The organism is Oricola thermophila (genome assembly GCF_013358405.1).
In the GTDB taxonomy this organism is placed as follows: domain Bacteria; phylum Pseudomonadota; class Alphaproteobacteria; order Rhizobiales; family Rhizobiaceae; genus Oricola; species Oricola thermophila.
On sequence record NZ_CP054836.1, the window covers coordinates 798,541 to 816,390 of the forward strand.

A 17,850-nucleotide genomic window follows, 5' to 3' on the forward strand; every position below is an offset into this window, starting at 1 on the left:
GGGCATGGCGTGGTGGCGATTGCGGTCATGCGGTAGCAATATGCCGGATTTGAACTTTGCCATGAAATCGTTCGGTGCGTCCGAGCAACAGGAGGAGAGATGATCCAGCACGATTCTCCCGGCTGCCGGCTGTTCGACGGCGGAAGGGCCCCCAACCCGCGCCGGGTCCGCGTCTTCCTGGCCGAAAAGGGCATCTCGGTACCCTTGGTGCCGGTCGACATGGCCGCACTCGGCCATCGTTCTGACGAGATTGCATCGCGTAATCCCATGAAGCGGCTTCCCGTTCTGGAACTCGAAGACGGCCGGACGTTGTCGGAATCAATTGCCATATGCCGCTATTTCGAAACGCTTTGCCCCGACCCGCCATTGTTCGGGGTGGGCGCTTTCGAGCAGGCGGAGATAGAAATGTGGCAGCGGCGAGTGGAATTCCTGTTCCTTCATCCGGTCGGGCAGGCTTTCCGGCATATCCATCCCGCGATGAAGGGGTGGGAAGAGCCTCAAATTCCCGAATGGGGCGAGGCGAACAAGCCCAAGGCACTGGAGTTTATCGCGTTTCTCAATGGTGAACTGGCGAGCCGCGAGTTCATAGCTGGGGATCGCTTCTCGGTTGCCGACATCACGGCGATGATTGCGGCCGATTTCTGCAAGCCTGCGCGCATTTCCGTTCCGGAGGACCTGGCGCATTTTCGGCGCTGGTATGATGCAATGAAGACGCGTCCGAGTTACGGTGCATGACCGAGAATTTGTCCGGGCTTCTCTCGGAAATTCGCGCGTGCCGCATTTGCCGGGACGCGCCGCGCTTCGGCGCCGCATTGCCACATGAACCGAACCCGGTTTGCGTACCGTCGGCGACCGCCCGTATTTGTATTTGCGGTCAGGCGCCCGGTACGCGAGTGCACAAATCGGGCCGGCCTTTTACCGATCCGTCAGGCGTTCGGCTGCGCCAATGGATGGGGGTGGACGAACAGGCGTTCTATGATGCCAGCCGCATAGCGATCATCCCGATGGGGTTCTGTTTTCCCGGACTGGACCGGAAGGGGGGCGACTTGCCGCCACGCCGCGAATGCCGCTCCGCGTGGCATGACCGCCTCTTCGGGGCGATGCCGCAGCTGGAACTGGTCATTGCTGTCGGGCGCTATGCGCAAGCCTATCACATGGGCAGAAAGGCGGGACCGACGCTGACCGATACCGTGCGCAATTGGCGTGCCGCATACGATGCCGGCAAGCCGCGTGTCCTGCCGTTGCCGCATCCCTCCTGGCGAAACAATGCCTGGCTCAGGAAGAATCCCTGGTTCGAGGAGGAGGTTCTGCCTGTCTTGCGTGCCGAAGTGGCGCGCCTTGTTGCAAAGGCGTGAACAGGCAGGCTTGGCAGAAAATATTTTTATGTATAGTTGTTTTTGCAATCGATATCGAAAAAATATTCCAATGGTGGCATGAATGGACAAGCTTGACAGGCGGATCCTCGGGATCCTGCAAGAGGATGCGACAATAGCGGTAGCCGACCTTGCGAAGAAGGTCGGGCTATCGACGACACCTTGCTGGCGACGTGTCCAGAAGCTGGAAGAAGAGGGGGTTATCCGAAAGCGCGTGGCGCTGCTCGATCCCGTCAAGATCAATGCGCGCGTAACCGTGTTCGTATCGATACGCACGAATTCCCATTCCATCGAGTGGCTCAAGCGCTTTTCCGAGGTGGTCGGCGAGTTTCCGGAGGTTGTCGAGTTCTACCGCATGAGCGGGGACGTGGATTACCTGTTGCGTGTCGTCGTGCCGGATATCGCGGCCTATGACGCGTTCTACCAGCGGCTGATCTCGAAGATCGAGATCCGCGATGTCTCCTCGGCCTTCGCGATGGAGCAGATCAAGTACACCACAGAGATGCCGCTCGACTACATGGTGCTCGCCAAGGCGTGAATTGACTTCCGTCAATGCGCTTCGTCCGATACATATTCAAAATAAGATATATTCAGAGGAGGAAGTGTTCATGACTTTCAGAACAATGGCGTCCGTCGGCGGAGCGTTCATGTTGACGGTGGCATCGGTTCTCGCAGCGGGTTCCGCGCATGCTGCAGGCGATGACGTAGAGATGCGGGAGACCGATGCGGCATTTGCCGACGTGGCGCAGGCGGTGAGCGACGCAATCATCAACCGGGGATACAACATAGACTATCACGGGTTCATCGGCGACATGCTGAAGCGCACAGCCGGCGATGTCGGCGCGAACAAGGAACTATACAAGGATGCGGAATTCTTCACGTTCTGCTCCGCCGTGGTTTCCCGAAAAGTCATGGAAGCCGATATCAACGATATCGCCTATTGTCCCTACGTGGTTTTCGTCTACGAGGCGGCTGCGGCGCCAGGCAAGGTAAAGGTAGGTTTCCGCCGCCTTCCTGACGGCGGAGCGCGCGATCAGGTCAACGCCTTGCTGGCCGAGATAATCGATGAGGCGGCCGAATAGCAGGGACGTAGCGGGCAGGAAGGCGGGCGCCCTTCTTCCGCTCATGCGGTGGCGTGGCGCCGCCGGATATCATCGCCAAACCCGTGTGCGGGTCATCACTGCGATCGGGCTGTTCGCCGTCGGTCAGCCGATGGTATCGATCTTTTGCAGCCGGGCCAGCAATGACGAGGTGTCCCATCGCTTGCCTCCCATGGCCTGTATTTCCTTGTAAAACTGGTCGACAAGCGCGGTGACCGGAAGCGAAGCGCCATTGTTGTTCGCTTCCTGCAGGACGATCGCGAGGTCCTTGCGCATCCAGTCCACGGCGAAGCCGTGCTCATATTCGCCTGCGATCATAGTCTTGTGACGGTTTTCCATCTGCCACGAGCCGGCAGCGCCCTTTGAGATGACATCAATCACCTTCTGCATGTCGAGACCGGCCTTGAGGCCGAAGTTGATGCCTTCCGCAAGTCCCTGAACAAGGCCCGCTATGCAAATCTGGTTGACCATTTTCGTCAACTGGCCTGCGCCCGTGGGTCCCATCAGGCCGACCATGCGGGCATAGCTCTCGATTACGGGTTTCGCCCTATCAAAGACTTCCTGGTCGCCGCCACACATGACCGTCAAGACGCCGTTCACCGCGCCGGCCTCGCCGCCGGAGACGGGGGCGTCGATGAAACCGAACTCGGCCTTGTCGGCGGCCGCCCGCAACTCGCGCGCCACTTCGGCAGAGGCCGTCGTGTTGTCGATGAAAATCGAGCCGGGCATCATGCCAGCAAATGCGCCGCTTTCGCCAATCGTCACCGAGCGAAGGTCGTCGTCATTGCCGACGCAGGCGAAAACAAAATCGGCACCCACAGCAGCCTCCTTTGGCGTGTCGGCCAGGGTGCCGCCGAACTCTCCGACCCATTTCTCGGCCTTGGAGCGTGTCCGATTATAGACGGTAACGTCATGACCTCCCTTTTTCGCGAGGTGGCCGGCCATGTGATAGCCCATCACGCCAAGTCCGATGAACGCCGCCTTTGCCATGCCGAAATTCCTCCGTCTTTCACCCATCTGCCTGCTCACGGTGGCGAGCAGTTCGCCTGATTACAGGATTTGCGCGCAGGATTGACCTGCTAGCGCTTGAGATGCCGCGTCAACCGGCCCTCCAGCCAATTCCAGACATTACGCAATGTTTCCACCATGATGAAGTAGAACACTGCCGCCCAGATATACATCTGGAAATCATACGTGCGCGAGAATGCGCGCCTCGTTTCTCCCATAAGGTCGAAGACCGTGACCAAGGCAACGATCGCCGATCCCTTGATCATCAAGATGATCTCGTTGCCGTAGGGGCGGAGGGCGACGATCAACGCCTGAGGAAGGATGACTTTTCGGAAGGTCTGAAGCCTGTTGAGTCCGAGCGCCTCTGCGCCTTCCCACTGACCGCGCGGCACGCTCTCGATTGCCCCACGCAGTATCTCCGCCTGGTATGCGGCCGTGTTCAGGGTGAAGGCGAAGAGGGCGCAGTACCACGCATCGCGGAAGAACCCCCATAGGCCTATCGCCTCGAGTTGCGGACGAAACGATCCGAGGCCGTAATAGATCAGAAACAACTGCGCGATGAGCGGTGTGCCGCGGAATACATAGACATATGCGAAGGCCATCCGGCTGACGAGCGGATTCCCCGACATCCGCCCAAAGGCGACGGGCAGGGAGACGATCGCACCGATGGCGATCGACAGGCCGACGAGCGTCAGCGTGACGACCAAGCCGTCACGGTACTTCGGGCCGTAGCGCAGAGCCTTTTCGATATCCCAGGCGGAAACGAGATAGATCACGAGGCCAATCGCGGCGGCGATCCACAATGCCATCAGTGCGTTGCCGGTGATCCGGGCCGGCGTCCACTTCTTCGGCGGTTCGGGCGGCGCCGGCTCGGCGGGAGCGAAGGATTCCAGCACTGCGCTCATCGGACATTTTCTCCGCGCTTGCCTCGGGTCTCTATACGGTTGAGTGCTATGGAAGAGAGCAGCGCGAGGAAGAGATAGAGCATGAAGGCAAGCGAATAGAAGAGAAATGGTTCTCGCGTAGCCGAGGCGGCCACCTTGGTCTGGCGAAGGATATCCGCAAGGCCGATAGCGGACACGAGCGCCGTGTCCTTGAGCAGGACCATCCAGAGATTGGCGAGACCGGGCAGCGCGATGCGGATCAATTGCGGCAAAATGATCCTGATCATTACGGTGCGCTTGCGCAGCCCCAGCGCATAGCCGCCTTCATACTGGCCCTTGGGTATGGCGCGAAAGGCCGACAGGAATACCTCGCTGGCATAGGATGAGAACACGAGCGCCAGCGCAATAACGCCTGCGGCAAAGCTGTTGATTTCTATGTATGATTCCACATCCATGGCATGGAGCGCCTGCTGGATGCCGAGCTGAAGGCCGAAATAGACCAGAAACAGCGTCAAAAGCTCAGGAAGGCCGCGAAAAATCGTCGTGTAGATCTCTGCGGCTGTGCGCACGGTCCATTCCGTGCTCTGCTTGCCCAGGGCAACCAGGAAGCCGACAACGAGGCCGATCGGAAGAGTGGCGAGGGCAAGCGAGACGGTTGTCAGCAATCCCCAAGCGATCTCGTCGCTCCAGCCCCGGTCGCCGAAACTCAGGTAAGTGAGATAGTTTTCCATCCGCCCGTGTCGTCAGGGGGCCGTGCCGCGAGCGCGGCACGGCACGGCATTTGATGCCTAGTATATGTCAAACGGGAAATACTTCTTGTTGATTTCGGCGTAAGTCCCGTTGGCGCGAATGGATTCGAGCGCCGCGTTGAACTTTTCCTTCAACTCCTGCTCGCCCTTGCGAACGGCGATGCCAATCTTGTCGTCCTTCGAGACGGGCTCGCCGAAGAAATCGTATCCCTGACCGTCATCGGAATTGATCCAGTCATAGAGGACGCCGAAATCTGCGAGAACCGCATCGCTGCGGCCGTTCTTGAGGTCTGCGTATGCCTCGAGCTGGGTCGGGTAGGCGTTCACATTGGTGTTGGGATAGTTCTCCTCAAGGAACTGCGCCGAAATCGTTCCTTCCTGCACACCCACGGTCTTGCCGGCCATGGAGGCGGGATCGACGCCTTCGAGATCCGCATCCTCCGCTGCCGCGAAGGTCAGCGAATTCGTATAGTAGTGGTCGGTGAAATCGACCTTCTCCATGCGTTCCTCGGTGATCGACATGGAGGCGATAATGGCATCGAACTTGCCGGCCAGAAGTGCCGGGATGATGCCGTCCCAATCCTGGGTGACGAACTCGCATTCTGCATTCATTTCGGCGCAAAGCGCCTTTGCGATGTCGATATCGAAGCCGGTCAGTGTGCCGTCAGCCTCGAGATTGTTGAAGGGCGGATAGGCTCCTTCGGTGCCGATCCTGATCTTCATCATGTCCTGAGCTTGCGCCGCACCCACTGTCAGGGTCAGCGTCGCGGCTGCAGCCATCAAACATTTGTAAAAACGCATATCTGTTCCCTCTTTACGTCACGCTCTTGAGGCAAGGCATCGGGGTACCTGTCAAGTCCCCGCCTTGCGGAGACGAGCATAAGCGCGAATATTCCCATCGTTTCGAAGGGAATTGCAACCGCAAATCGACCGGTTGGTCAGGAAATTATCTTCCGCCGGGGGCTGGTCTAATCACACGTGCCGGCACCCGGTCTTTCCAGACAAATCGGTGCATGAGTGCCCCGAGAACATGTAGCCCGACCAGCGGAATGAAGGCGTCGCCCGCGGTCGCGTGGATTTGCTTCACGATGCCAGACCATACGGGATCCGCGGGCAGGGGGACGTCGAGAGACAGCAGACCGAAGATCGACAGTGCATTGCCGTCCAGCGGCGGGACCAGGATACCCGTGACCGCAACCGCGAGCAGGCAGGCAAGGATGCCGATCATCACGAGCCTTTCGGCAAGGTTGAGCGCCAGAGGCTGGTCGGGAACGCGCGGAAAGCCCCGTCTTATGCGCCAGCAGGCCCCGAACAGGAAGACCGGAGCGACGATCAGGCCGGCTCCGAGATGAAGTGCGGTCCATTCGCGTTCCTGGCTGACGTACAGGAACGCCACGGCAATTGCTGTCAGCCAGTGCACAATGATCGAAGTCCGGCAATAGCCGGCCTGGGAATCGCGAATGTCGAACAGCTGACGCGCCATGGCAGAGGGTCCCGGTTGCCGATCCGGATGTATCCGACTCCCGGTCGGGCCTGCAAGGCCGCTGACGCTTCCCGCAGTTTCAGGCCCGCTCCCCAAGGATGGCCCCGGCCGCAGCGAGATCGTCCGGCGTGTTGATGTTGAAGAACGGATCGGTGCCGTCCTCGAGCATGGGGAAGGGGGCCTCTGCGAGTTCGTGCCGACTTGCCCAGGCACCGACCTTGAGGGTTTCGCCCCGTTTCAGCCATTCCGAGAGGTCTCCGGCCAGAGAGAGCGGCCACAGGGCGAATACCGGCTGACGGTGTCCCGCCGAGCAGGCCATGACGATGGTGCGCGGGGTTGCGGCGTTGGCGACCAGTCTTGCCGCGAGGTCTTCGGGGAAAAACGGCGTGTCGGCAGCGGCGGTGACGACATGTGTGTAGCCGGCCTGTCGACCTTCTGCCCAACGCATGGCCGAGTATATGCCGGCCAAGGGCCCGAGATAGCCGTCGATTGCATCGGAAAAGACCGGCACATTGAAGGGGGCAAAGCGCGAGAGGTCGCCGTTGGCGCTAATTGCGATCGTTTCGACCTGTGATGCCAACCGTTCGAGAACTTGCGCGATCAACGGTCTCCCGCCGAGCGGCAGAAACGCCTTGTCGCTTCCCCCCATGCGCCGGGAAAGTCCGCCCGCCAGGATGACGCCGGCGATGCTGTTCGGGACCTGTCGGTTCATGGCCCGAATATGCGCGCGCCGACCGGAAGCCGCAACCACGCCTTCAGGAAGACGACCGGCCCATGCGGACCGCCGTCAGCGTGAAACCGACGGCGACGAACGAGCAGGCGGCAAGGAACATGCATAGCGGTATCGGCAGGCCTTCGCTCCCGCTGACAAAGCCGGCGACAATCGATGCGCAGGCGCCGATGCCGATTTGCGTGGCACCGAGAAGGCCGGATGCCGCACCGGCGGAATCGGGTTTCAGGCCGATGGCCGCCGCGCTCGCGGTAGGGAGGGTGAGGCCGTTGCCGAACCCGACCAGCATCATTGGCAGGAAAAAGGCGGCGGCGTGTTCAATACCGGTCGCGAAAAGTGCGATTGCTGCCAGCGGTCCGGCCAGCGAAATGAAGACCCCGTCGAGCATCATGCGGTCCAGGCCGCGGCGCTCGGAGAACCGACCGGTGGCAAAATTGCCCAGAGAGTAGCCGAGGGCGGTGAATGCGAAATACAGGCCGTATTCGAGGGAAGAGAGGCCCAGGTAGATGTTCGAGACCGCCGGGCCGCCACCAAGGAAGCCGAAGAAAGCGGCCGATGCGAAACCCATTGAACAGGCATAGATCCAAAATATCGGCATACCGGCCAGCTTCCTGTAGCTCGCGACCTGCTCACGGATAGGCGCGCCGCGAAACCGGTTCGTTTCCGGGAGCGTGAACACCGTGGCGCCGAGAGCGATGGCGCCGAAAATTCCGAGAGCCACGAAACTCATGCGCCAGCCGGCAAGCTGGTCGATCAGTCCGCCGATTGCCGGACCCACCATTGGAGCCACGGCCATTCCCATGACCATGTAGCCCATGGCGCTAGCCGCCTTCTCGCGAGGATAGACATCGCGCACGATGGCACGCGAAAGCACCATGCCGCTGGCGCTGGCCGCCTGGACAATTCGTCCGGCCAGGAACATCCCTGCCGATTGAGCAAGAACGCACATCGTGGTGCCGACGAGAAACAGCACCAGGCCGCCGTAGATGACGGGACGCCGGCCGAACAGATCAGACAGCGGGCCGATGACGAGTTGCAACACGGCTACCATCACGAGATAGAGCGAGAGGCCCAGCTGGACAGTCGCGTAGGGCGCTTCGAGGTCCGCTGCGATGCTGGGCATGGATGGCACGAACAGGTTGATTGCCAGCGGACTGACTGCTGCGAGCAGGACGAGAGTGAGCAGGGCCGGCGGTGGACTGACCAGTCTCTGTTCGCCGGTTTCCGGTGCGTGGGCGATGTCACTGCTCATGCAATTCGCCTTGTCTGCTTCGTGGGTTGATCGCGGTTGGATACGAGATAGGTCATCCGCCAGGAGAGGAGGGACCATGTTGTGTATACATATCCGCGTGCGCGGAAAACAACCGACAATATCCGGATCGCGGACGATCCGGATGCGTGAATGCATGGCGGGGGGTGTCAAGAGGCGCTGGATGGCTAATGACCAAGGTCTATGCCGGCCTTCGTCAGAGCCAGCCCAATATGCCTGACCTGATTGTGTATGTATTATTCGGCGAAAGGGAGCCTGTCGCACAAGGACCGGCCGACACGATCGCCATGAAACGCAAGCCGGCGCCTATGCTCGGTCTGACGACTGTCGGTGTCCGGTTCGCCGGACGGGACTGGTACAGCACCGGAAATCATCCGGTCTTGTGCCGGGCAATTCATTTCATCCGAAATGCACGACTTTCCGTCCGGCGTCGCCGGGAGGTCAACGACCGAACAAGGAACCGATCATGTTCCGCAGGGCGGCGTCGCGATCGCGACGGGCACGTGCGATGATCGACTCGAGCTCGCGCGGCTGAAATTGCTGTTCAATGCGTTTCTTCGCGGACATTTTCTTCTTCCGTTTTGTCGTTGGTGTTCAGCTACGGGATTGTTGCTGCGCTGCAGCATGATTTGGGAGCTGTATGCGCCCTTTTCATGCCCGCAGACATGCTAATTTCGCTTGGCAGCCATGCGCCTTCGGCAGGGGCGGAATTCCGCTGGATTTTGATATTGAGACAGCTGCCTGCCCCACGTTGGTGGCCGTCGCCAGAAGGCAGTCGGGTATAGCCTCGGTTTGCGCGGGCCTATCCGCCGGTGACACTCATGTGGCGGGTTACCGCCGGCCGTTTCGTGCGACGGTCTATGACGAAATCATGCCCCTTCGGCTTGCGCCCGATGGCCTCGTCGATCGCGGCAGATACAAGCTCGTTTCCTTCCGACGCCCGCAGCGGGGTTCGCAGATCGGCCGCGTCGTTCTGGCCGAGGCACATGTAGAGCGTGCCCGTGCAGGTCAGACGCACGCGGTTGCAGCTTTCGCAAAAATTGTGCGTCATCGGCGTTATGAAACCGAGACGGCCCCCGGTTTCCTTTATCTTGACATAGCGGGCCGGCCCGCCGGTCTTGTAGGGGATATCCTCCAGCGTGAATTGGCGGGACAGGTCGGCGCGCAACATTGAAAGGGGCAGATAGCGGTCCGTGCGGTCTTCCTCGATCTCGCCCATCGGCATGGTCTCGATCACAGTCATGTCCATGCCCTGGCCATGAGCCCAGCGGATCATGTCGGGAATTTCCGTATCGTTGAAGTTCTTCAGCGCAACGGCGTTTATCTTGATCTTCAGGCCAGCGTCCTGCGCAGCCTTGATGCCGTCGAGCACACGTGACAGGTCGCCCCATCGGGTAATCTCGCGGAACTTCGCCGGATCGAGCGTGTCCATCGAGACATTGATGCGGCGCACGCCATGCCTGTAGAGGTCGCTGGCGTGCCTGGTCAGCTGCGAGCCGTTGGTGGTGAGAGTCAGTTCCTCCAGCGCCCCGGTCTTCAGATGACGGCCGATCTCTTCGACCAGGTGCATGATATTCTTGCGGACAAGCGGTTCGCCGCCGGTAAGGCGCAGCTTCTTTACGCCCTTGCCGATGAACACCGTGCATAACCGGTCCAGTTCCTCCAGGGTCAGGAGGTCCTTCTTCGGCAGGAAGGTCATATGTTCCGACATGCAATAGGTGCAACGGAAATCGCAGCGGTCGGTGACCGACACGCGCAGATAGGTAATGTCCCTCCCGAAGGGGTCGGTCATGGTTTGCCCGGTCAGCGGGGCGATTTCATCGGACATTGATCGCACGCTTGTTGTTGTCTGGTACGTATGTTGATGTCATAGCCGGGCACGTCAAGACATTCCGACCTCGAAGCAGCACACGAACATGACAGATTCATCCCTTTTGCCGACGGAATTGAGGGTTTCCAAAGATCGCAGGAACCTGACTATCAAATTTGGTGGCGGCGAGAGTTTCGAGATTTCTGCGGAAATGCTTCGTGTGATGTCGCCATCAGCCGAAGTGCAGGGGCACTCGCCGGAGCAGCGCGTGACCGTTGGCGGCAAGAGGGATGTGGCGATTGCCGAAATGGTGCCCGTTGGCAACTACGCGGTTCGCATCGTCTTCGATGACCGGCACGACACCGGCATCTACAGCTGGAGCTACCTGGCGCGTCTTGGTCGCGACCGCGATGCGCTCTGGAGTGCCTATCTGGATGAGCTCAAGGAAAAGGGACTCAGTCGTTGACGACATATGCCCCCGTAAATTCGGTTGAGGAACTCGAAGATATCTATGGTGAGCCGGGAGAGGCTTCGCTGCTCAAGGTGGCTGACCGGATCACGCCGCAATATCGCCGTTTCCTGGAAGCGTCGCCTTTCTTTACGCTGGCGACCGCGGGGCCGGAGGGACTCGACTGCTCGCCACGCGGCGAACTGGGTGGAGCGTTCCGTATTCTCGACGACAAGACCATTGCCATACCGGATCGGCGCGGCAACAACCGCATCGACAGCCTGCGCAATATCGTGCGAGATCCCCGCGTGGGGCTGTTGTTCCTGGTTCCCGGGTCGGTGACAACGATCCGCCTGAACGGAACCGCCATCGTAACGGTCGACCCTGACCTGCTGGCAAGTTTCGAGAAGGACGGGAAACAGCCGCGTTCAGTCGTGCTGGTGAGGGTCGGCGAAATCTATACGCAGTGTGGGCGCGCGATATTGCGCTCAAAACTGTGGGATCCGGCCCATCATGCCGATCCCGCCTCGGTGCCGACGGCGGGCGACATCCTCAGGGAGCAGTCGAACGGCGCGTTCGACTCCGAAACGTACGACAAGGAATGGGCCGGCCGCGCCGCAAAGACCATGTGGTGAGCGCCTAGCGACGCACAACCACCGGCGTTCCGATCTTCACCTGGTTGTAGAGGTGGGTCACGTCGTCGTTGGCCATGCGGATGCAGCCTGACGACATTGCCTGACCAATCGTCCAGGGCTGGTTGGTGCCGTGGATCCGGTACAGCGTGGAGCCGATATACATCGCGCGGGCACCGAGCGGGTTGTTCGGCCCGCCTTCCATGTAAGCCGGAAGGATGCGCCCCTTGGCTTTTTCGCGTGCGCGCATTGCCGGTGGCGGTGTCCAGCCGGGCCACTCGGCCTTGCGAGTGATGCGATGTTTGCCGGTCCAGGTGAAACCCTGTCGGCCAACGCCGATGCCATATGCCATGGCCTTTCCCGGTTTGATGACGTGATAGAGTCGGCGATCGGAAGTGTCGACCACGATGGTGCCGACCGAGTAACCGTCGAATTTCACGACCTTGCGCCGGATCGGCGATTTGTTCGACATGCGGTACGATGTTTTCCGGTTTTGCCGGAGATACTCTTCCCGCTCGGCTTTCGGCTTGAACAACAATTCGTGCAGCTGGACCTCAGCCCGCACAGATACGCCGCTTGTCAACAGCGCCGACGCAGCCAAAGCAGCAGCAGAAAGCAGCGCAATCGAGAATTTCACCATCGTACGACCCCCATCGAATCCCTGACGCCCCAATGTGACGTTGGCTTGGCTGCATCGAGGGGTCAAGGGCGACAGGGCGAGAAAGCCGGAATTCCGGCTTTTCCGCTAACCGAGATTAAGTTCCTTGAAGAAATCGTTGCCCTTGTCGTCAATCACGATGAAGGCGGGGAAGTCCTCGACTTCGATCTTCCAGATCGCTTCCATGCCGAGTTCGGGATACTCGACGACCTCGACCTTCCTGATGCAGTCCTGGGCGAGGCGCGCGGCGGGGCCGCCGATGGAGCCGAGATAAAAGCCGCCATGGCGGGCGCATGCCTCGCGCACCTGGCGCGAGCGGTTGCCCTTGGCCAGCATCACCATGGATCCGCCGAAGGACTGGAACTGGTCGACATAGGAATCCATTCGGCCGGCGGTCGTCGGGCCGAAGGACCCGGAGGCGTATCCCTCGGGTGTTTTGGCGGGACCGGCATAGTAGATCGGGTGGTTCTTGAAATAATCGGGCATCGGTTCTCCGGCCTCGAGGCGGGCGCGGATCTTCGAGTGGGCTAGGTCGCGTGCGACGATGATCGGGCCGGTCAGGGAGAGCCGGGTCTTGACCGGGTGTTTCGACAATTCGGCCAGGATTTCGCTCATCGGACGGTTGAGATCGATCTTCACCACATGTTCCGACAGCTTCGCCTCGTCGATGTCCGGCATGTATTTTGACGGATCGGTCTCCAGCTGCTCGACAAAGATGCCGTCCCTGGTGATCTTGCCGAGTGCCTGACGGTCGGCTGAACAGGAGACGCCGATTCCGATGGGGAGCGATGCGCCGTGGCGGGGCAGGCGGATGACACGCACGTCGTGGCAGAAATACTTGCCGCCAAACTGGGCGCCGACGCCGGTCTGCTGCGTGGCCTTGTGGATCTCCGCTTCCATCTCTAGGTCGCGGAATGCGTGTCCGGCTTCGGAGCCGCTGGTCGGCAGGGTGTCCAGATAGCGCGTCGAGGCGAGCTTGACGGTCTTGAGGTTCATTTCGGCACTGGTGCCGCCGATGACAATGGCGAGGTGGTAGGGCGGGCAGGCGGCAGTCCCGAGGGTGAGTATTTTTTCCTTCAGGAACTCGATCATGCGATCATGGGTGAGGAGGGATGGCGTGCCTTGGTAGAGGAAGGTCTTGTTGGCCGAGCCGCCGCCCTTGGCGATGAACAGGAACTTGTAGGCGTCCTCGCCTTCCTCGTAGATGTCGATCTGCGCCGGCAGGTTGTTGCGGGTGTTCTTCTCCTCGAACATCGACAGGGGCGCGAGCTGCGAATAGCGTAGGTTCTTCTTCGTGTATGCGTCGAGCACGCCGGATGCGAGCGCATCCTCGTCGCCGCCAGTGGTCCAGACACGGCGTCCCTTCTTGCCCATGATGATAGCCGTGCCCGTGTCCTGACACATCGGCAGCACGCCGCCGGCCGCGATATTGGCGTTCTTGAGAAGGTCGTAGGCGACGAAGCGATCGTTGTCGGTGGCCTCCGGATCGTCGAGGATGGAGGCGAGTTGCTTCAGGTGGCCGGGACGAAGCAGGTGGTTGATGTCACCGAAGGCCGCTTCGGAAAGTAAACGGAGCCCCTCCTGCTCGACGACCAGGATATCTTCGCCGCGGAAGGTGTCGACCGATACGTGGTTGGCTGTCAGCTTGCGCCAAGGCGTATCTGCATCGCCAAGCGGAAATAGGTTGTTGCGGCCGTCTGCCATGGTCTTGTCCTTGCCTCAAGGGATATTGCGGTCCGTCTCATATCGCAATGTGGCATGAAGGCAAGGGAACCGATGCCGCATTCCGGCTTTGCTGATACGCGTCGCCGCTCCCGACCGGTGAGACAGGATGCACATTCCATGAAAAAGGAGCGGATGGTGGGCGATGCTGGGATTGAACCAGCGACCCCTGCCGTGTGAAGGCAGTGCTCTCCCGCTGAGCTAATCGCCCGAACCTTGCGTGGGGCGCGGTATAGTCTTGGCCGCGCGGAAAAGTCAACCGGTCGCGGAGGTGCGGGGCAACAGGTTCCGCACCAGGTCGAGATCCATCTCGTCGTAGTGCGATATCACCCTGTCCGGCGCGAATTCGGCCACGGGGCGATCCGTGTATCCGAAGTCGACAGCTACAACAGGAATCCCGGCATTCCGGGCGGTCAGAATATCGGTTTCGCTGTCGCCTACCATGAGGGCGTGTCGACGATCTCCGCCCGCCACGTCGATCGTCCCGTAGAGGTGACCGGGATCCGGTTTGCGTACCGGGAAGGTGTCCTGGCCGCATATGGCGGAAAACAGGCCGTCGATCCCGAGTGCGCGGAGAAGGCGCTTCGCGCTGGATTCCACCTTGTTCGTGCATACGGCGACGAGAAAGTCGGCGGCACGAAACTTTTCTATGGCTGCGACTACGCTTTCATACGGCTTCGAACGGCCGGGCATGTTGGCCTGGTAGTGATCCAGGAAGTCGGTCATCATGGTGTCCAGTTCAGGCGGCGCTATGGTGCGCCCTGCGGCCTCGGTCGCGCGCTCGAGCATCACGCGGGCGCCTTTTCCTACATGCCGGCGGAAGCCGTCGTCCTCGATTGTATCGATACCGGCGCGGGCCAATGCGTGGTTCATCGCGTCGAGCAGGTCCGGCGCCGTGTCGACAAGGGTTCCATCGAGGTCGAAGACTATAATCGGCGGTCTCATATCCTGCCCTGCTGCCATTTGGACTCGCCCCGGACCTAGTCTGCACGCGCCCGATTGGCAATGCAGGATGGCACGACAGGCAAGCATTGCCGGTTGGCGCGAAGCCGATGCCGTGATAACCGGTCGCGGAATACGCTTAGGGAGCGCCTATACAATGTCGCAAGACGATAAGAAAACAGCGGCCGCACGCGCCGCGCTCGCCTATGTCGAGGACGGCATGAGGCTGGGGATCGGAACCGGCAGCACAGCGGAGGCCTTTGTCCGATTGCTGGCGGAAAAGGTGGGCGACGGGATCAATGTCACGGGCGTTCCGACCTCGGAACGAACGGCGCGCCTGTGCGTGGAGCTGGGCGTGCCGCTGGCAACCCTCGACGAGATGCCAAGGCTGGACCTGACCGTCGATGGCGCCGACGAGATCGATCCGCAACTGAACCTGACCAAGGGCGGTGGCGGTGCGCTGCTGCGGGAGAAGATAGTTGCCCACGCGTCGGAGATGCTGGTCATCATTGCCGATGACAGCAAGCTGGTGCCGGCACTTGGAGCCTTTCCGTTGCCGATCGAGGTCAATCCCTTCGGGCTCGAGGCGACCCGCCAGAGCATTGTGGATGCATACACGGAGCTCGGGCAATCGGGTGAAGTCCGTCTCCGCGTGCGCGACGGTCAGCCTTTCGAAACCGATGGCGGGCACTTAATTCTCGACGCATCATTCGGCCACATTTCCGACCCAAAGGCATTGTCGGACGCGCTACATGCCATTCCGGGCGTCGTGGAACATGGCATGTTCATTGGCATGGCCACCCTCGCTGTCGTCGCTGGAAGTGACGGTGTGCGAACGCTGGAAGCGCCGCAGGCACAGAATCGGGCGTCGTAGATCGGCGCCAAACACGAAACGATTGGAATAACCGGAGTTGATCGAAGTCATGACATCTCACGTCGTAAAACGCATTCGCGCCGGCATTGCCGCAGTCGCGCTGACATTTGCCGCGGTGCCGCTGGCGACAGCGCAGGAATTCACAGACACGCACATTGCCGCGGCCCGGTCGGCGATGGACGCGATCAACGCGACGGATCCCTACGACAATATTCTCCTGAGCGCGGCAGAACAGCTGAAGGCACGGCTGATTGCGAACAATCTGGATCTGGAAGGCGAGATAACCCAGACGGTGGATGAACAGGCGCTGGCACTCGTGGCGCGTCGGGGCGATCTCGAACTGGAGGCGGCGCGCATTTACGCAGCGGCCTTTACGGAAGAGGAACTGAAGGCAATTTCGGAGTTCTATGCGACAGAAGCCGGCAAGAAACTGCTGCAGAACGGACCGATCGTCGCACGCGAAGTTGCCAATGCCGCAGCGATCTGGCGCAGGGGAATCGAGCGCGACCTGCTGGAAAACGTGACCAAGGCCCTGAACGAGGCCGGTTTGCGCGAGCCCGCGCCGGCGCCTGCATCGCCGGCGACCCCGGCGGAAGGCGCGGACGACGCGGCCACGCAGGACTGACGACTGGCCGGCGGCGGCCATCACCATTGTTTGAAGGCCCGGCTAGAGCGCCGGGCCTTTCGTTTTTGCGATGCTTCAATTATGCGGGCGCTGACCCGCAATCCAATTTCCCGCATTTGGAGAATCCTCATGGCGCAATACGATTACGACCTCTTTGTCATCGGCGGCGGTTCCGGTGGGGTTCGGGCCGCGCGGCTCGCGGGCGCAATGGGGAAACGTGTCGGCCTTGCCGAGGAGTACCGGATGGGCGGCACCTGCGTGATCCGCGGGTGCGTTCCAAAGAAACTGTTCGTCTATGCCTCCCAGTACTCCGAACATATCGAGGATGCGCCCGGGTATGGCTGGTCTGTCGGCGAGGCGTCGTTCGACTGGCCTTCCTTGATCGCTGCCAAGGACAAGGAAATCGCCCGGCTCGAGGGGCTGTACCGCAAGGGGCTGGAAAGCAACGGTGTTACGGTGCACGAATCCCGGGCGAAGCTGGTTTCGCGGCATGAAGTGCTGCTGGAGGCGACCGGCAAAACCGTGACGGCCGACCAGATACTGGTGGCTGTCGGCGGGCGTCCGAACCTGCATGACGCGCTGCCGGGACACGAGCATTGCATAACGTCCAACGGTGCCTTTCACCTCGAGGAACTGCCGAAGGCCGTCATCATCGAGGGTGGCGGCTATATCGCTGTCGAGTTTGCCAACATCTTTCACGGACTCGGCGTGGACACGACCCTGGTCTATCGTGGGCAAAAGATACTCGGGGGCTTCGACGAGGATTTGCGCGATCACTTGCAGCAGACGATGATCGACAAGGGCATAAGGGTGATTTGCCATCAGGTGCTGGACAGGGTGGACAAGCGGTCGGACGGCCGGCTGCACGGTCATCTGTCCGGCGGCGATGTACTTGTAGCGGACCAGGTCATGCTGGCAATTGGGCGGGTGCCCAATACGGACAACCTGGGCCTGCACCATGCCGGTGTGGAAACGGATGCGCGCGGTTCGATCGTGGTGGATGATTTCTCGCGTACGACTGCGGACAACATCTGGGCGGTCGGCGATGTCACGAATCGCATGCAGCTGACCCCGGTCGCGATCCACGAGGCGATGTGCTTCCTGGAGACCGCATTCAAGGAAAACCCGACCCGGCCGGACTACGATACAATCCCGACGGCCGTGTTCTCGCAGCCGGAAATCGGGACCGTCGGATTGACGGAAGAGCAGGCGGCGGAGAAATACGCCGAGCTCGAAGTCTATCGCGCGAGCTTCCGGCCCATGCACAACATCCTGCCCGGGCGCGACGAGAAAATGCTGATGAAGCTGATCGTCGATGCAGAAAGCCGCATCGTGGTCGGAGCGCATGTCATCGGGCCGGGTGCCGGCGAGATGGCCCAGTTGCTCGGCATTTCGCTCAAGGCGCGCTGCACCAAGGACGTGTTCGATGCAACCATGGCGGTTCATCCGACCGCCGCCGAGGAACTCGTCACGATGTACACGCCGAGCTACCGCGTAAAGAACGGCGAGCGGCTCGGCTAGGCGCGACGCTTGAACCGGGCA

The 17,850-nt window shown here is 60.7% G+C and carries 21 protein-coding genes and 1 tRNA gene; 9 read left to right on the top strand and 13 right to left on the bottom strand.

Going from position 1 to position 17,850, the window contains the following annotated elements:
- Nucleotides 1-99 precede the first annotated feature (99 nt).
- The 4 genes from HTY61_RS03715 (at nt 100) to HTY61_RS03730 (ending at nt 2,455) form a co-directional block, all read left to right on the top strand.
- On the top strand, nt 100-735 hold the full coding sequence (locus HTY61_RS03715) for a glutathione S-transferase (protein WP_175275536.1): 636 nt from the start codon (nt 100-102) through the stop codon (nt 733-735).
- Entirely contained in the window at nt 732-1,355 is a 624-nt protein-coding gene (locus HTY61_RS03720) for a uracil-DNA glycosylase family protein (protein WP_175275537.1), read from the top strand. The genes HTY61_RS03715 and HTY61_RS03720 overlap by 4 nt, the downstream gene beginning before the upstream one ends.
- Before the next feature lie 82 nt (nt 1,356-1,437).
- Nucleotides 1,438-1,911, top strand: coding sequence for an Lrp/AsnC family transcriptional regulator (locus HTY61_RS03725; RefSeq protein ID WP_175275538.1), 474 nt, complete (start codon nt 1,438-1,440; stop codon nt 1,909-1,911).
- A 70-nt stretch (nt 1,912-1,981) separates the two neighbouring features.
- On the top strand, nt 1,982-2,455 hold the full coding sequence (locus tag HTY61_RS03730; protein WP_246272911.1) for a DUF302 domain-containing protein: 474 nt from the start codon (nt 1,982-1,984) through the stop codon (nt 2,453-2,455).
- Between the two features lie 123 nt (nt 2,456-2,578).
- On the opposite strand, the gene HTY61_RS03735 is transcribed toward HTY61_RS03730, so the two are convergent.
- The 9 genes from HTY61_RS03735 to moaA all read right to left on the bottom strand — a co-directional run bounded on the left by HTY61_RS03735 (nt 2,579) and on the right by moaA (nt 10,425).
- Nucleotides 2,579-3,463 carry an NAD(P)-dependent oxidoreductase gene (locus tag HTY61_RS03735; RefSeq protein WP_175275539.1) on the bottom strand — a complete coding sequence of 295 codons (885 nt, stop codon included), beginning with the start codon at nt 3,461-3,463 and terminating at the stop codon, nt 2,579-2,581.
- An 89-nt stretch (nt 3,464-3,552) separates the two neighbouring features.
- Entirely contained in the window at nt 3,553-4,386 is an 834-nt protein-coding gene (locus tag HTY61_RS03740; RefSeq protein WP_175275540.1) for an ABC transporter permease, read from the bottom strand.
- Nucleotides 4,383-5,096 (bottom strand): ABC transporter permease, encoded by a 714-nt coding sequence (locus HTY61_RS03745; protein WP_175275541.1) that lies wholly within the window; start codon nt 5,094-5,096, stop codon nt 4,383-4,385. The genes HTY61_RS03740 and HTY61_RS03745 overlap by 4 nt, the downstream gene beginning before the upstream one ends.
- Nucleotides 5,097-5,153: 57 nt before the next feature.
- Nucleotides 5,154-5,894 (bottom strand): ABC transporter substrate-binding protein, encoded by a 741-nt coding sequence (locus tag HTY61_RS03750; protein WP_246272912.1) that lies wholly within the window; start codon nt 5,892-5,894, stop codon nt 5,154-5,156.
- 166 nt (nt 5,895-6,060) lie between these two features.
- Entirely contained in the window at nt 6,061-6,597 is a 537-nt protein-coding gene (locus HTY61_RS03755; protein WP_175275543.1) for a cytochrome b, read from the bottom strand.
- Nucleotides 6,598-6,676: 79 nt separating this feature from the next.
- A complete protein-coding gene (mobA, locus tag HTY61_RS03760; RefSeq protein WP_175275544.1) occupies nt 6,677-7,309 on the bottom strand; it encodes a molybdenum cofactor guanylyltransferase MobA in 633 nt (210 codons plus the stop codon).
- A 43-nt stretch (nt 7,310-7,352) separates the two neighbouring features.
- Nucleotides 7,353-8,579, bottom strand: coding sequence for a multidrug effflux MFS transporter (locus tag HTY61_RS03765; RefSeq protein ID WP_175275545.1), 1,227 nt, complete (start codon nt 8,577-8,579; stop codon nt 7,353-7,355).
- Between the two features lie 459 nt (nt 8,580-9,038).
- Nucleotides 9,039-9,164 (bottom strand): hypothetical protein, encoded by a 126-nt coding sequence (locus HTY61_RS19590; RefSeq protein ID WP_281367570.1) that lies wholly within the window; start codon nt 9,162-9,164, stop codon nt 9,039-9,041.
- Nucleotides 9,165-9,399: 235 nt separating this feature from the next.
- A complete protein-coding gene (gene moaA, locus HTY61_RS03770) occupies nt 9,400-10,425 on the bottom strand; it encodes a GTP 3',8-cyclase MoaA (RefSeq protein WP_246272913.1) in 1,026 nt (341 codons plus the stop codon).
- A gap of 88 nt (nt 10,426-10,513) precedes the next feature.
- On the opposite strand from moaA, the gene HTY61_RS03775 reads away from it, so the two are divergent.
- A complete protein-coding gene (locus HTY61_RS03775; protein ID WP_175275546.1) occupies nt 10,514-10,873 on the top strand; it encodes a gamma-butyrobetaine hydroxylase family protein in 360 nt (119 codons plus the stop codon).
- Nucleotides 10,870-11,490 carry a pyridoxamine 5'-phosphate oxidase family protein gene (locus HTY61_RS03780; RefSeq protein ID WP_175275547.1) on the top strand — a complete coding sequence of 207 codons (621 nt, stop codon included), beginning with the start codon at nt 10,870-10,872 and terminating at the stop codon, nt 11,488-11,490. The genes HTY61_RS03775 and HTY61_RS03780 overlap by 4 nt, the downstream gene beginning before the upstream one ends.
- Before the next feature lie 4 nt (nt 11,491-11,494).
- Here the strand turns inward: HTY61_RS03780 and HTY61_RS03785 are convergent, their stop codons facing one another.
- From HTY61_RS03785 to HTY61_RS03800, 4 genes are all read right to left on the bottom strand, one after another.
- The gene (locus HTY61_RS03785; protein ID WP_175275548.1) at nt 11,495-12,127 is read right to left on the bottom strand and encodes a L,D-transpeptidase; all 633 of its coding nucleotides are present in this window, start codon (nt 12,125-12,127) and stop codon (nt 11,495-11,497) included.
- 105 nt (nt 12,128-12,232) lie between these two features.
- Complete coding sequence (locus tag HTY61_RS03790) at nt 12,233-13,849, bottom strand: fumarate hydratase (protein ID WP_175275549.1); 1,617 nt, start codon at nt 13,847-13,849, stop codon at nt 12,233-12,235.
- Nucleotides 13,850-14,003: 154 nt separating this feature from the next.
- Nucleotides 14,004-14,078, bottom strand: a tRNA-Val gene (locus tag HTY61_RS03795).
- Between the two features lie 44 nt (nt 14,079-14,122).
- Entirely contained in the window at nt 14,123-14,812 is a 690-nt protein-coding gene (locus HTY61_RS03800) for an HAD family hydrolase (RefSeq protein ID WP_175275550.1), read from the bottom strand.
- A gap of 154 nt (nt 14,813-14,966) precedes the next feature.
- On the opposite strand from HTY61_RS03800, the gene rpiA reads away from it, so the two are divergent.
- The 3 genes from rpiA to gor all read left to right on the top strand — a co-directional run bounded on the left by rpiA (nt 14,967) and on the right by gor (nt 17,829).
- Entirely contained in the window at nt 14,967-15,683 is a 717-nt protein-coding gene (gene rpiA / locus HTY61_RS03805) for a ribose-5-phosphate isomerase RpiA (RefSeq protein ID WP_175275551.1), read from the top strand.
- Nucleotides 15,684-15,732: 49 nt separating this feature from the next.
- On the top strand, nt 15,733-16,308 hold the full coding sequence (locus HTY61_RS03810; protein ID WP_175275552.1) for a DUF2059 domain-containing protein: 576 nt from the start codon (nt 15,733-15,735) through the stop codon (nt 16,306-16,308).
- Between the two features lie 129 nt (nt 16,309-16,437).
- Entirely contained in the window at nt 16,438-17,829 is a 1,392-nt protein-coding gene (gor, locus tag HTY61_RS03815; protein WP_175275553.1) for a glutathione-disulfide reductase, read from the top strand.
- Nucleotides 17,830-17,850 lie beyond the last annotated feature (21 nt).